Source organism: Ilumatobacter sp. (assembly GCF_965215205.1).
Taxonomy (GTDB): domain Bacteria; phylum Actinomycetota; class Acidimicrobiia; order Acidimicrobiales; family Ilumatobacteraceae; genus Ilumatobacter_A.
On the sequence record NZ_OZ244049.1, the window covers coordinates 1,021,403 to 1,034,571 of the forward strand.

At 73.5% G+C, this 13,169-nt stretch carries 15 protein-coding genes; 9 read left to right on the forward strand and 6 right to left on the reverse strand.

Translation table 11 applies throughout. The annotated features are described in order from the left end of the window. The first annotated feature begins 2 nt into the window (after positions 1-2). Positions 3-659, forward strand: coding sequence for a hypothetical protein (locus tag ACOOHC_RS04825; protein ID WP_420452879.1), 657 nt, complete (start codon positions 3-5; stop codon positions 657-659). Here the strand turns inward: ACOOHC_RS04825 and ACOOHC_RS04830 are convergent. After that, on the reverse strand, positions 647-1,969 hold the full coding sequence (locus ACOOHC_RS04830) for a glycosyltransferase (RefSeq protein WP_420452880.1): 1,323 nt from the start codon (positions 1,967-1,969) through the stop codon (positions 647-649). The genes ACOOHC_RS04825 and ACOOHC_RS04830 overlap by 13 nt on opposite strands. Then, positions 1,966-2,994 carry a hypothetical protein gene (locus ACOOHC_RS04835; protein ID WP_420452881.1) on the reverse strand — a complete coding sequence of 343 codons (1,029 nt, stop codon included), beginning with the start codon at positions 2,992-2,994 and terminating at the stop codon, positions 1,966-1,968. The genes ACOOHC_RS04830 and ACOOHC_RS04835 overlap by 4 nt, the downstream gene beginning before the upstream one ends. Positions 2,995-3,084: 90 nt before the next feature. Here ACOOHC_RS04835 and ACOOHC_RS04840 point away from each other — a divergent pair, with 90 nt between their 5' ends. The 6 genes from ACOOHC_RS04840 (at position 3,085) to ACOOHC_RS04865 (ending at position 7,766) form a co-directional block, all read left to right on the forward strand. Further along, positions 3,085-4,047: a hypothetical protein gene (locus ACOOHC_RS04840; RefSeq protein ID WP_420452882.1), complete on the forward strand. Its 963-nt coding sequence runs from the start codon at positions 3,085-3,087 to the stop codon at positions 4,045-4,047. Next, complete coding sequence (locus ACOOHC_RS04845) at positions 4,044-4,895, forward strand: glycosyltransferase family 2 protein (RefSeq protein WP_420452883.1); 852 nt, start codon at positions 4,044-4,046, stop codon at positions 4,893-4,895. The genes ACOOHC_RS04840 and ACOOHC_RS04845 overlap by 4 nt, the downstream gene beginning before the upstream one ends. Before the next feature lie 105 nt (positions 4,896-5,000). Then, a complete protein-coding gene (locus ACOOHC_RS04850) occupies positions 5,001-5,756 on the forward strand; it encodes a PIG-L deacetylase family protein (RefSeq protein ID WP_420452884.1) in 756 nt (251 codons plus the stop codon). Positions 5,757-5,832: 76 nt separating this feature from the next. Beyond that, entirely contained in the window at positions 5,833-7,005 is a 1,173-nt protein-coding gene (locus ACOOHC_RS04855) for a PP2C family protein-serine/threonine phosphatase (protein ID WP_420452885.1), read from the forward strand. Positions 7,006-7,196: 191 nt separating this feature from the next. Beyond that, positions 7,197-7,520, forward strand: coding sequence for an STAS domain-containing protein (locus ACOOHC_RS04860; RefSeq protein ID WP_420452886.1), 324 nt, complete (start codon positions 7,197-7,199; stop codon positions 7,518-7,520). A gap of 99 nt (positions 7,521-7,619) precedes the next feature. After that, positions 7,620-7,766: a hypothetical protein gene (locus ACOOHC_RS04865; protein ID WP_420452887.1), complete on the forward strand. Its 147-nt coding sequence runs from the start codon at positions 7,620-7,622 to the stop codon at positions 7,764-7,766. Between the two features lie 70 nt (positions 7,767-7,836). Here ACOOHC_RS04865 and ACOOHC_RS04870 read toward each other — a convergent pair whose 3' ends face one another. From ACOOHC_RS04870 to ACOOHC_RS04885, 4 genes are all read right to left on the reverse strand, one after another. After that, the gene (locus ACOOHC_RS04870; protein ID WP_420452888.1) at positions 7,837-8,643 is read right to left on the reverse strand and encodes an SDR family NAD(P)-dependent oxidoreductase; all 807 of its coding nucleotides are present in this window, start codon (positions 8,641-8,643) and stop codon (positions 7,837-7,839) included. 47 nt (positions 8,644-8,690) lie between these two features. Beyond that, positions 8,691-9,656 carry a TIGR03557 family F420-dependent LLM class oxidoreductase gene (locus tag ACOOHC_RS04875; RefSeq protein WP_420452889.1) on the reverse strand — a complete coding sequence of 322 codons (966 nt, stop codon included), beginning with the start codon at positions 9,654-9,656 and terminating at the stop codon, positions 8,691-8,693. Between the two features lie 46 nt (positions 9,657-9,702). Next, positions 9,703-10,770, reverse strand: coding sequence for a JmjC domain-containing protein (locus tag ACOOHC_RS04880; protein ID WP_420452890.1), 1,068 nt, complete (start codon positions 10,768-10,770; stop codon positions 9,703-9,705). 125 nt (positions 10,771-10,895) lie between these two features. Then, positions 10,896-11,075, reverse strand: coding sequence for a hypothetical protein (locus tag ACOOHC_RS04885; RefSeq protein WP_420452891.1), 180 nt, complete (start codon positions 11,073-11,075; stop codon positions 10,896-10,898). Positions 11,076-11,570: 495 nt separating this feature from the next. Between ACOOHC_RS04885 and ACOOHC_RS04890 the strand changes: the two genes are divergently transcribed. Continuing rightward, a complete protein-coding gene (locus ACOOHC_RS04890; protein ID WP_420452892.1) occupies positions 11,571-12,017 on the forward strand; it encodes a ferritin-like domain-containing protein in 447 nt (148 codons plus the stop codon). 112 nt (positions 12,018-12,129) lie between these two features. Further along, positions 12,130-13,161 carry a diadenylate cyclase gene (locus ACOOHC_RS04895; RefSeq protein ID WP_420452893.1) on the forward strand — a complete coding sequence of 344 codons (1,032 nt, stop codon included), beginning with the start codon at positions 12,130-12,132 and terminating at the stop codon, positions 13,159-13,161. Positions 13,162-13,169 lie beyond the last annotated feature (8 nt).

Consider the following 13,169-nt stretch of genomic DNA (forward strand, 5'->3'; position numbering starts at 1 on the left):
CGGTGCCCGTCTGGTTCGACGACCTCTCGACCGTGGTCACCGCGGCGCCGGGCACCGGGAGCACGTCGCTGGTGAGCGCGTGCTCGGGAGCACCGGGGGCGTGCGACCTCCTCGACGGCGTCGAGCTCGGCGACGACGGCATCGACCGCAAGCACGCCACGATGGCCCAGGTGAGCGCGGTCGCGGCCGTCGCGGCGAGGCCACGCCCCGACGTCGTCGTCACCACCACGCGCAACCCGTTCGACTTCTACGTCGCCGAGTGGCACCGGACGCGGACCCGCTGGGCCGCCGAGGTCGGGGACGAGGGGTCATGGGTGAACACCCTCGCCGGGATGCGCGAGCGGATCGCGATCGCGGTCGAGCTCGACTTCGACTCCTGGCTGCGCCACGAGCTCGCCGACGACCTGTCGCGCCCCGGTGCCCGACGACGGCTCAACCGCGGCCACGTCACCGAGGCGACGGTCGTCGTCCGCATGGAGCGGATGGACGACGACCTGCGGCGCCTCCACCCGGAGCTCTCGCAGCGGATCGGTCCGGTGCCCCACGTCAACCGGACGCAGCGGGACCGGCCGTACTGGCGGCACTACTCGCCGTGGGGCCACGACGCGGTGGCGCGCTTGCACGCGGAGGACATCGCCCGCTACGACTACCGGTTCTGAGCGGGCTCGGATCCGTCGACCGGGCGCGAGCGCATCCACGACGCCAGCCCCTCGGCCGAGATCGCCCGGATGCCGTGGTCGACGCCGCCGACGACGCGCGGGTCGTGGTCGACCTCGGCGCGCGCCGCGCCGCGCCGTGCCCTCGCCCGAGGTGACGAGAGCCGACGCGATCGGGCGATGACCTCGGCGTCGTCGACGCAGGCGCGCACCTCGACCTCGAGCCCGTCGCGCACCCGCTCGGTGAGGCGGTGGAGCGCGAGCGCGTCGAACTCCACCGGGGCCGTGACCGTCACGTCGGCGCGTGCGGGGAGCCGCCGGATCGACTCCCCGCCGCTGCGGTCGTCCACCACCCGGGGGTCGTGGAGGTGATCGAGGAGGAGGGAGCGGTCCTCCGCGGCACCGACGAGGCCGACGCGCAGGTCGCCCGGGCGCGACGACAGCAGCGAGATCACGCACACGGCGTTCGCGACGGGCTCACCGGGGGCCAGGTGCACCCGGACGTCGAGATCCGGGACCTCGTGGACCACCCCGGCCCGACGCGTCGCCGATGCGGGCACGAGGTCCGCGATGCGCAGCGACTCGATCGTCTTCGCCGTGGGATCGAGGAGGCGTCCCTCGATGTCGGGACCGTCGTGGAACGCGACGGCGTCGATGACGTGCTCGAACTCCGCCCCGGCGTTCCACAGCCGCGAGGCGAGCTCCCAGTCCTCGCCGCCGTAGGTGTCGAAGCGGTGGTCGAACCCCCCGACCTCGACGAACACCTCCCGCCGCACCGCCATCACCGCCGAGATCACGTACTGGTAGACCTGCGCGCTCGGTGATCGCAGCCGGTCGGTCCGCTCGAGGCCGGTGCGCAACCACTCGGGCTCGGTCAGGACGCGCTCGGGGGCGGGGTCGGCGACGAAGCGCGCCACCTCGTCGGGTGCGAGCCCCCCGAGGTCGGCGTGGCGTCGGCGGCCGGTCGTGACGTCGATCCCGCCGTGCAGGATCGGCGCGACGAGGCGGGCGACGGCCTCGGGCGCGGGGACGGTGTCGCCGTCGAGCAGGACGACCACCTCGGCGGTGCTCGCCGACACCCCGAGGTCGCGGGTGGCGGCAGCGTGGTAGCCCACGACCTCGTGGCGCACCACCCGCACGGGGAGATCGCTCCCGGTCACGTCGGGTGGCACGTTCGAGGCGTCGTCGGCGACGATCACCGCGAGCCCCGTCGGGCGTCGCCCGGTGGCGGGGTCGACCTGGGCGTCGAGCGCGAGCAGGATCGACGCCAAGCGCTCGGGGGCGTCGAAGTACGGGATGACGACGTCGATCACGCCACGCTCGAGGAGGCGAGGACGCCGGTCACGATCCGGTCGAGAGCGGCCACCGAGGCCGCCGGCGTCCTCCACCCGGAGGGGTCGAAGCTGCGGGGGTCGCGCCCGATGACGCATCGCTCGAGGGCACGGCGCCACCCGTCGCCGCCGACGATCTCCACCGCTCCCGGGCGCTCGGACGCGATCTCGCGCGCGAAGCCGTGGTCGCTGACCAGCGGGCGGCGCCCGAGCCCGCACCACGACAGGATCGACCCCGAGGCCGAGCAGTAAGAGTGGGGGGCGACCGGGATCGCTCCGCGGCGCAGCTCGGCGTCCCATCGTCGGGTCGAGACCGCTCCGGTGAACTCGAAGCCGAGCCCGGCGCGCAGCGCCCGCTGCCGGAGGTCGTCGAGGTGGTCGCGGTGGGCGTCGGTCACGCCTCCGACGAGCCGCAACGACCACCCCGCGAGGACGGATCCCGTCACGTCGTCGAGCGAGTCGAGGAGCTCCGCGACCCCTTTGCCGGGGTGGACGAAGCCCGCGACGACGATCGTGCGCGGCGTCCGCGCCGGCCTCGGCGCTCCGACGGAGGCGGCGGCGAAGACGGGGTGGGGCACGACGTGGGCGTCGATGCCGGCGAGCGCCGCCCGGCTCCGCTCGTGCTCGCTGCTGACGACCACCACGTCCGCGAGCTCGGCCAGCCGGCGCTGCGCGACGCGACGGCGTGCGCAGCGCTGCACCCCCTCCTCGTCACCGGGGACGTCGTGCAGGGTCATCGCGACCGGGCGCCCGTGCGCCCGTGCCGCCTCGACCACCTCGAGCCACCGGACCGGGTCCTCGTCGAAGAGGCGGTCGTTCAGGTGCAGGTGGACGAGGTCGCAGCCCACGACTCGCCCGGCCGGGCCGCCCGGTGACGACTCGTCGAGCACGAGCAGCGGGGACGGCGCCCCCGTCGCGTCGCGCGCAGCCGCGGTCAGCGCCCCGAAGCGCCGGACGCCGTCGTTGGGCGACCCGGCGACCACGGTGAGGACGACGGGGCTCGGCACCGAGCCGGGGTACCCCCGTCCTCGCTCGTCCATTCCGGCGTCTCCGCCGAGCTCGGAGTGGCGGCGGTCGCGACGGGGTACCGGTGCCGGGTGAGGATCGCCCACATCCCGTCCGACCACCCCTTCGTCCGTGCGATCGACCCCGACCCCGTCGTCGTGGGCGATCCGTGGTCGGTCGCCGCGCTGATCGAGGCGTCCGTCCACGTGTGCCACGTCCACTTCGGGTTCGAGCACCTGTCCCCGATCGAGCTGGAGCGGTGGTGCACGGGGATCCGCTCGGCGGGGATCGCGCTCGTCCACACGGTGCACGACGTCGACAACCCGCACCTGGTCGACCAGCGCGACCACCACGCCCGCACCTCGGTGCTGGTGCGCCACGCCGATGCGCTGATCACCCTGACCGGGATCGCCGCCGAGACGATCGACGAGCGGTACGGGACGCACCCCGTGGTCATCCCCCACCCGCCGATCGTCGACCGCCCGCGGACGATCGACCCCGGCAGGGCGCACGCACCGGGAGACGGCGCGCTGGTGTGGCTCGGTACCTGTCGGCCCAACCTCGACGTCGCCGCCGTCACCGGCTTCGTCCTTGACGCCGAGGTGGCGGTTCGGGTGGTCGCGCGGACCACGGGGTGGGAGGCGTGCGGGCCGCGACTGCGGTCCGTGCTCGGGGCGGCCCACGACTCGGGTCGGCTCGAGCTGACGGTCGTCGAACGCCCCGACGACGCCCAGCTGGAGTCGATGATCGCGTCCGCCGGGGTGCTCGTGCTGCCGTACGCGTGGGGGACGCACTCGGGTCTGGTCGAGCTGGCGACCGACCTGGGCGTGCCGGTGGTGACGACCGACGTCGGGGCCCACGCCGACCAGGGGGCGATCACGGCGCCGCCGTCGTCGCTGGCCGCGACGGCCGCCGAGGTGCTCGCACGTCGCCCGCGGGTGACCCGTCCCGAGGCGTCGTTGCGCGGCGTGGTGCGCGCGCGCCACCTCGAGGTCTGCGCCCGGTTCGCGGGTCGTGGTCCGCGTGCCGCGATCCGCTCGACGGACGTGGCGTGAGCACGGAGCCGGGTGCTCCGGGCCCGCCCCCGCCCGTGTCGGTGATCACGAGCGCCGCCGGACGCCGCTCCCACCTGCGACGGCAGCGCGACGCGCTCGTGCGGTGCGCGCCGGAGGTCGATCACGTGGTCGTCGACATGGGGGGCCGGCCGATCGAGGACGGCCCCTCACGGGTCGTCTCGCTCGAGGTGGCAGCGGGGTCGCCGCTCCCGCTGGCCGCGGCGCGCAACCTGGGCGCACGATCGGCGCGCCACGACGTGCTCGTCTTCCTCGACGTCGACTGCGTCCCCGCTCCCGGGCTCGTCGATCGGTACCGCGACCTCGTGGCGAACGAGCCGCTCCTCTGGTCGGGACCGGTCGGGTACCTCCCTCCCGACCCCGAGGTCCCCGGCTGGGACGAGGAGCTCCTCGCCGGCGTGGCGCGGTTCCACGACGGGCGGCCGCGACCCGGTGACCCCGCGTCGCGCGGCTCGGATCCGTCGATGTTCTGGTCGCTCTCGTTCGCGCTCGACCGTGCGACGTGGGATCGGATCGGCGGCTTCGACGAGGCCTACGTCGGCTACGGGGGCGAGGACACCGACTTCGCCCGTCGCGCCGGGCGAGCGGGAGTCGAGCTGGGCGTCGACGGAAGCGCGCTGGCGTTCCACCAGCACCACCCGGTGTCGTCGCCCCCGATCGAGCACCTCGACGACATCGTGGCCAACGCCACCCGGTTCCACGACCGGTGGGGGGAGTGGCCGATGGCCGGGTGGCTGTCGCGCTTCGCAGCCGATGGCTCGGTCGACTGGGATCGAGCCGCCGGGACGCTGACCGTGCGCGAGCGGGGGTCGGGTGCCGGGCCCGTCTGAGCGCGAACCGTGCACCTGGGCGCCGCCGGTGCACTGCGGTGTGCGCCGACGGTGCCCGGGGTACCGCCTCCGGGTGGAGGGGGGATCGTTGGACGGTGATCGAACGTGAGCGAGCCGCAGCCCGCGCCCAAGCCCCGGCGGCCCGATCGGGGGCGCGCCGCCGACGACACCGTCGAGCGGCGCTTCGCCGACGTCCTCGACCGGGCCGTCGAGTGGGACCCTCCCCGGTGTCGCACCGTCGTCGTCGCACCCCACCCCGACGACGAGGTGCTGATGGCGGGCGGGCTGATCGCCACCCAGGCGGGGCGCGGCGTCGACCTCGTGGTGGTCGCGGTCACGGACGGGGAGGCCGCCTACCCGGAGCTCGACCCGGGCGCGATCGCCGAGGTCCGCCGGGCGGAGCAGGCACGTGCTCTCGCGACCGTCGCCGGGCGGCGCGTCGCCGTCCTCCGCCTGGGGATGAGCGACGGCTCGGTCGCGCTCGACGAGGGCGCGCTGTCCGCGTCCCTGGTCGAGCTGGTCGACGAGAGCACCCTGCTGGTCTCCCCGTGGGAGCGCGACTGGCACCCCGATCACGAGGCGGTCGGCCGGGCGGCCCGTCGCGCCGCCGATCAGGTGGGGTGCGAGCTGCGGGGGGCGATGTTCTGGACGTGGCACCACCGCGGTCCGGAGGACCTCGCCGGACGAGGACTGGTCGCGCTCCACCTCGACGACGAGGTCGTCGAGCGACGGCGGCGCGCCGTCGCCGATCACGTCAGCCAGACGACGGACGCGTACGCTGCGCCGATCCTGACCGAACGTCTCCTCGAACCGCTCCGGTGGAGCCGCGAGCACTACGTCGCGCCGGCGCCGGCGCCGTGACCGTGATCGTGATCGCGGCGCTCACGACGGGGTTCCGCTCGGGCGGCGCGCGCCACGGAGGTCGGACGCTGTCGTCGTGCGGGGGGTACCGCTCGTGGTGACCGCCGATCCGACCGGTTCGGACGACCGGCACGAGTTCGACGCGATCGTCGCGCTGGTCGAGGCGCGCGACGCCCACGAGGTGGTGGGGCTCGCCCGGGCGATGCTGCCGGGCGACGCCCGGCTCTACGTGGTCGACAACGGGTACCGCGAGCTCGTCGAGCTCCCGCCGGACGGCTCCGTGGGCACCGTCGTCGAGCTCTCGGCCGAGCTGCGCGGGGCGATGCTGTCCTCCGTGCGCGTCCTCCACGACGGGTCCTGGTGGGTGCCCCTCCCGGACCGGGGGCACAGCCTGTTCGTGGTGCGCCTCGACGGGGACGAACCGGGTCCGGTGGAGCTGGCACGCGTGGCGGGGTCCCTGCTGCCCTCCCACCTGCGGCGCTTCGACGACCTCGAGCGAGCCCGTCGGCGCGACGTGATGTCGGTGGCCGCCGAGGTGCAGCGCGACGTCCTGCCGGCGCGCTCGGACCACCTCGGCGACTACGACGTCGCCGGGATCCTGGAGCCGGCGTACACCGTCGCCGGCGACGTCTTCGACTACGTGCTCAGCGACGGCTCGGTGTGGGCGTACTCGCTCGACGGCATGGGTCACGGCACCGAGGCGACGATCTCCAGCATCCTGACGATGGGCGCGATCCGGACCGCTCGGCGATCGGGGGCCGACCTGGCGGAGCAGATGCGCGTCGCCGACCGGGTCGTCCACGAGCAGTTCGGCGGCGACCGCTTCGTGACAGCCGCCGGGTGCCGCCTCGGCCCCGACGCGGTGGAGGTGGTCAACGCCGGGCACGAGCCGCTGCGCACCATCGGCGTCGGGCGCTCCGGGCGGCTCGCGCTCGACTCGGACATGCCGTTGGGTGTCACCGGTTCGTCCGACTACCGCGTCCACGTGCTCGATCCGTTGCGCCCGGGCGAGGCCGTGGTGATGATGTCGGACGGAGCGGTGGGGGCGCGCTCGGCGGACGGAGCGCAGTTCGGCGCCGATCGGCTGGAGTCGAGCTTCGTCGCGCACTGGTCACCGCGACCGTTCGACGTCGTGAACCGCGTGATGGAGGACGTCCTCGAGCACGTGGGCGCGTCGGATGTCGGTGACGACATCACGGCCGTCATGGTGATGCGGCGCCAGGCGTCGGCGTCTCCGCCGGCCCCGTGAACCGGTGCCGAGGGGGACCTGGCGAGTGGACTTGGTGCGGCGTCGCCGCAGGCGGGATACTGCGGTGACGTGGTGTGGGCAGACGTGTGCACGGGTGGGGGCGCGGACGGTGGAGACGTCACCGTGCGGATCGATCCCGCGCGGGCGCGGACGCACCACGCGATCCCGGCCGTGACGACGGGCGGGTCCCGATGAGCACGGTCGAGATCCGCTCCGACCGCAGCGAGGAGGGGGGCGTGGTGGCCGTCGCCGTGGCGGGCGACTTCGACCGATCCCAGGTCGAGCGCTTCGACGAGGCGGTCGACGGCGTCGGGGTCGGGCACGATCGGGTCGACGTCGATCTCTCCGAGACCGAGATCATCGACTCCGCGGCGCTCGGATCGCTGATCCGCCTCCGTCGTGCGCTCGAGGCGGAGTCGTGCTCGATGCGCACCCTGGTCACCCGTCCCTTCCAGGTCCGCGTGTTCGAGGTGGGTGGCCTGGCCGAGCACCTGGGGATGGTGGTGGTCGAGTGATCGAGGGGCGACGAGCGCGTCGTGCTCGGTCGGCCAGGTGTGACGGATGCGCTGTCGCGACCGGGCATCGCCGCACGTCCGGAGGGGTAGTCACCACCCATGTCAGGTGAGCTGTCCGATGACGTCGTGCGTGCCGGGTCGTTCCCCGAATCGGTGGCGGGCGGGGTCCTAAAAATCGTCGGCCACCTGATGGCCAGCTTCGATTCGATGCTGATCCCGCTCGAGCCGGACGAAGCGCTCGACTGACGGGACCCGCCGACGGTGCGGGCGGATCGCGACGTCGATGACGGGCCGGGCCGTCGGTGCCGCCGCCGGATCAGGTGTTCATCGCGAGCACGGCACCGCCGTCGACGCGGTAGTTCGACCCGACGACGAAGCTCGCCGCCTCGGAGCACAGGAAGGCGATGACGGCCGCCACCTCGGTCGGTCGACCCCGTCGTTCGAGGACCAGATGGGGGCGCTCCTCGTCGAGGAAGCTCTCGATCGCCTCGTCGACGCTCGTCGACATCTCCTGGGCGCGCTTCTCCATCATCTGGTCGGTCATGTCGGTCTCGATGAACGCGGGCGACACCACGTTGATCAGCACGCCCTGCGGCGCGTAGACCTGCGCCGTGCCCCGGGTGAAGTTCACCAGAGCGGCCTTCGCGACGTTGTAGGGCATCTCGTCGGAGTAGGACTGGACGGCGTTCTCCGACGCCACGTAGACGACGCGACCCCAGCCACGCGCCGCCATCGCCGGGACGATCGCACGCGCGATGCGCACCGCCGACATGAAGTCGATCGACCAGGCCTCGGAGTAGTCGGAGTCCTCGAGCTCGAGCGGATCACCCTTCGCCCCGGTGATCCCGGCCGCGTGGACGCAGATGTCGATCCCGCCGAGGCGGCTCCCCGCCTCGGCGAGCGAGTCGGCCCCCTCCTGCGACGTGAGGTCGGCGAGCGCGGTCTCGACCTCGGCGCCGGTCGAGGACGCGATGTCCCGCGCCGCCGACGACAGCCCGTCGGCGTCGGTGTCGCTCAGCAGCAGCCGTGCGCCGTCGCGGGCCAGTGCCCGAGCCGATCCTGCTCCGATCTCGCCGGCGGCGCCGGTGATCAGGGCGAGCTTCCCGGTGATGCCGAGGTCCATGATGGCGGGTGTCCTTCCGTTCGTGGAGTCGTGGGTCGCCGAGTCGATCAGTCGCCGAGCGCGAGCTGGGGCCGGACCTCGTCCTCCCAGAAGTCCAAGGTCCCCTCGAGGTCGTCGCCGACCGGGACGATCGCGATCCGCGAGAACCCGGCGTCGATGAACTCCTGCACGGCGGTCACGTAGGGCTCGGGGTCGGGCCCGTTGGGGATCATCGAGTCGATCTGGTCGTCGGTCATGAACTGGGTGGCCGCGGCGAAGTGCGCGGGGTTCGGCAGCTCGGCGGCGACATCCCACCCCATCTGGCCGAACCGGAACCGCTTCGCCGTCTCGACCCCGCGCTCGGCGGTCGGCTCCCAGGCGAGCGGTGCCTCGGTCCAGGTGTCCGTGGCCGAGCCGCCGCGCGACGTCCACCCGTCGACGAGCGGCGCCTCGGGCTCGGTCGCCATGATCCCGTCGCACCCCGTGTCGGCTGCGAGGTCGAGCGACTGCTCCCCGCTCACGGCGAGCACGATCGGGATCTGCTGGCCGAGGTGCTCGTAGATCTTCACGTGGTCGGCGTCGTAGAACCGTCCGCGCACGGTGGTGTACTCACCGCTCCAGAGCTGCTTCATGATGTCGACCGCCTCGCGCAACCGCTCGTGGCGCAGGTCGGCCGAGGGGAACTCGGCGCCGGTGACGTGCTCGTTGAGCCGCTCGCCGGCTCCGAGACCGAGGGTGAACCGGCCCCCCGACAGCTCGGCGACCGTCGCCGCCGCCTGAGCGATGATCACCGGGTGGTAGCGGAACAGGGGGCAGGTCACCCCGGTGACGATCTCGATGCGCTCGGTGCGCGCCGCGATGGCGCCCATCACGCTCCAGGCGAACGACGAGTGCTCGTGCTCGGGGAGCCAGGGGTGGATGTGATCCGAGATCGACAGGAACTCGAGTCCTCGCTCCTCGGCCACGACCGCGTGGCGGACCAGTTCCGATCCCGCGCGCAGCTCGCTCATCAACTTCAGTCCGAACGTCACCATGGGCGTCGCATACCCCGAGGCGCGGGGCGCCATGCGACGACGCCGGTCACATCGCGCCCGACCGCGAGCGCTCGGCGCACGCGCCGGGGGGAGCGAGGTCGACGACGACGAGCAGCCCCTCCACGACCAGTCGCCGAGCGAGGACGACCCGGCTCCCGGCGTCGAGACCGGGCAGGTCCCCGACCGCCACGTCGCGGTCACCGCCGAGCGCGTCGATCGCGTCGCCGCAGGCGAGCGGGACCTCGACGCGGCGACGGCCGCAGGTGACGACGATCCGGCCGCGCTCGGTCCGCCACGACCACGACCGGTGCCGGGTCACGATCGAGCGCTCGCCGATGTCGGCGGCGCCGAGGACGCCGAGCAGGGCTCCCGGCGCCGGGGGGCGCACCAGCCGTCGCCCACGCTCGGCGCTCGCGACCTCGTCGACGTCGAGGGAGCGCAGGTGGTCGACGACCGCCTCGATGGCACCGGAGACGTCGTCGGTGACCGAACCGCCGTCGCCGCCGAAGCGCAGCGGGAGCGGTCGGTCGAGCTCTTCGAGGTCGCGCAGCGCTCGCTCGACGACGGCACGCCGGGTGACCGTCAGGATCCCGACCGTGAGGTGGAGCGACGGCCGGTCCATCGATTCGGCGCGGTGGCGGGTCCCGGCGGGGACGTAGACGACATCGCCGGGGGAGAGCACGACCTCGCCGGGACCGTCGACGTCCCACCGCTTGGACCCGTCGAGCTGGACGACGACGACGTCGTGGGCATCGGAGTGGGGGGCGAGGCCGACCGCGCCGGCCGGGGTGAGGTACGAGTTGGCCTGGATCGGGTGCGACACCTCGCGCGCCAGCGCGGACACGAAGCGTCCCACGTCGGTGCGCGTCCGGTGCAGCGACTGGCCGACGACCGTCGCGCCCTGCGCGAACTCCGCCGCGACCGCCGCGGGGTCGATCACATCGGCCAGGTCGGCGCCGCCGAGTCGCACCCGGCGGGTGTAGCGCGCCGACGGGATCGGTCGTCCGTCGGCCACGAGGCGCACGACCGGGGTGCGCACGGCGCTCGACAGCAGGTCGTCGAGCGCTGCGACGCTCCACACGTCGGAGAACGTGTCGCCGGTGCCGCTGCGCACCAGCGGCTCACGTCCCCAGTGCCGGCGCTCGAAGGTGCCGACGTCGCCGACCAGTCGCGCCAGCGCGCCACCGGATCGTGGATCCGATGGCGCGCCGGGGGGTGGGGACGAGGGGTGGCGAGGGGTCAGGACTCGTCGCCCGTGTCCTGCGAGTGCTCCCCGGGGGAGTCGAGGTTCTCGTCGTCCTCGGTCGGCTCGTCGCCGGTGTCCTTCGAGTGCTCGCCCGGGGCGTCGAGGTTCTCGTCGTCCTCGGTCGGACCGCTCGAGATGTCGTCGTTCGAGATGGATGCGTTGTCGTTGCTCATGGCCGGAGCGTTACCCCGCCGTGGCCCGGGCCATGCACGTCGGCGACGAACCGAGCGCGATCCCCTCGACGGATCAGCCCGTCGAGCCTCGCTCCCGTCAGCCCACGGGCCGTCCCGGCGCGGGATCCGGCTCGGGGGACGACGGATCGGGGGCCGGAGCCGGGGACGGGACGGCGGGAGAGGGATCCGGTGCGGGATCGGGGACCGGCGGGTCCTGCGTCGGATCGGGGTCGGGGATCGTCGGCGTGTGGGTGGGGTCGGGATCCGGGATCGTGGGGGTGTGCGTCGGATCGGGATCCGGCACGATCGGTTCCGGGGTGCTCGTGGTGGGTGTCTGGGACGGTTCCATGCGACGGGGCGTACCCGGACGTCCGCCGGCGCAAGCTCGTGACGGGTGCCTCCCGGCCGGTTGTTTCGGAACCGTGGGGGGTGGGGTACCCGATCCGCCACGCACCCACGCGCTAGCGAACACGACTCAGAGGAGAGAAGGACCCGATGTCACAAGACGCCAGAGTCACCAAGGACCTGATGGAGACCCTCGCCGACGGCCGCAAGGGCTTCAGCGATGCCGCCGAGAAGCTCGCCGACTCGAACCGCTCCGACCTCGCTTCGAAGTTCCGTGAGCTCTCCGAGCAGCGAGCCGGCTTCCACGCCGAGCTGGAGACGATGGCCGCCGCGTACGGCGACGACATCGACGAGGACGGCTCGGTCGGCGCCGCGGTCCACCGCGGGTGGATGTCGCTCAAGGACGCGCTCAGCGGATCGGATCCCGACGGCGTGCTCGATGCCGCCGAGCAGGGCGAGGACCACGCGCTCTCCGAGTACAAGGACGCTCTCGACAAGGACATCTCCGCCGACTTGAAGACCACCGTGCAGCGCCAGTACAGCGCGATCCAGACGGCGCACGACGAGGTCAAGCGCCTCCGCGACTCCACGAGCTGAGCCTCCCGCTCGACGAACCCCCCCCCGGGCGATCCCGCTCACGACCACCCCGATGGACGTGAGCGGGATCGTCCGCGTCACGGCGGCCGCGGCGAGCACCTAACGTCGGGTCGTGGCAACCGACCAGGGCGAGACCGCGGCGGGTCGGGCGATGTGGTCGCTCGACGACGCCGTGCTCCCGGGACGGCTGGAGCGCCTCCTCGGCGAGCTGCGCGACGAGGGGGTCCCGGCGCTCGAGGGCGCCCCGGCCGGGTTGGGGTCGCTCGTCGAGCTGAGCTACGCGCTGCGCCCGCACATCCACGAGGGCCGGGTCCCCACCTACGGAGCCGTCGTCGCGTCCTCCGCCGTCCTCGCGGACCACCCGGCGATGACGTCCGACGCCGGCGCGACGCTCATCCCCGTCGCCAACCTCGACGCCAAGTTCGCCCGCCGCTTCGCCGACGGACGCACCACCTTCGCGCTGCGTTCGAAGGACGCGATTACCCACATCGCGTGCTTCGGGCGCGACGTGTCGGCGGAGTACGAGCTGGTCGGGCTGCAGGCGCTGGTCGGCGGCCTCGTCATCCAGCGCCACGGCAGCGGGCAGGTGCGGGTGTTCGGTCCCGCCGGCGTCGTGCGCTGGGACGGGATCCGCTGGCACCACGACCCGCCGCTCGACGCCTGGCTGTCGCGCCTGACCGGCGCCGCCGACGACCTCCCGGTCGAGACGATGCGGCCCGTGCTGCGCTTCGCCGTGCACGAGCTCGGGGGGCGCCGAATCGGAGCGACCCTGATCTGGCGTCCGATCGATCCGCACCTGCCCGGCGGCCGTGTCGAGCCGCTGGTGCACAACGTGCCGACCCTGCGGCTCGGCCAGCCGGGGGAGGCGGCCGCGATCGCCCACGCCCTGGCCCAGACCGACGGCGCCGCGATCTTCGACGGCGAGGGGCGGCTGCGCTCGGTCGGGTTGCGGTTGGCGCCCTCGTCCGCGGCCGAGAGCAACGTCCCCTCGATGAGCGGGATGCGCCACACCTCGGCGATCCGCTACTCCTACGACGATGCCGGGTGCGTCGTGATCGTCGTCTCCGATGCCGGTCCGGTCACGATCATGCACCGGGGATCCGTGGTGTCGAAGGTCGAACCGCGCGACCAGCAGATCGGCTGACGACGGGC

Excerpts from the sequence above, each read along its gene's own strand:
- ACOOHC_RS04860 (WP_420452886.1), top strand. The coding sequence starts at position 7,197 with ATGAGCACGGTCGAGATCCGCTCCGACCGCAGCGAGGAGGGGGGCGTG.
- ACOOHC_RS04865 (WP_420452887.1), top strand. The coding sequence starts at position 7,620 with ATGTCAGGTGAGCTGTCCGATGACGTCGTGCGTGCCGGGTCGTTCCCC.
- ACOOHC_RS04870 (WP_420452888.1), bottom strand. The coding sequence starts at position 8,643 with ATGGACCTCGGCATCACCGGGAAGCTCGCCCTGATCACCGGCGCCGCC.
- ACOOHC_RS04875 (WP_420452889.1), bottom strand. The coding sequence starts at position 9,656 with ATGGTGACGTTCGGACTGAAGTTGATGAGCGAGCTGCGCGCGGGATCG.
- ACOOHC_RS04885 (WP_420452891.1), bottom strand. The coding sequence starts at position 11,075 with ATGAGCAACGACAACGCATCCATCTCGAACGACGACATCTCGAGCGGT.
- ACOOHC_RS04890 (WP_420452892.1), top strand. The coding sequence starts at position 11,571 with ATGTCACAAGACGCCAGAGTCACCAAGGACCTGATGGAGACCCTCGCC.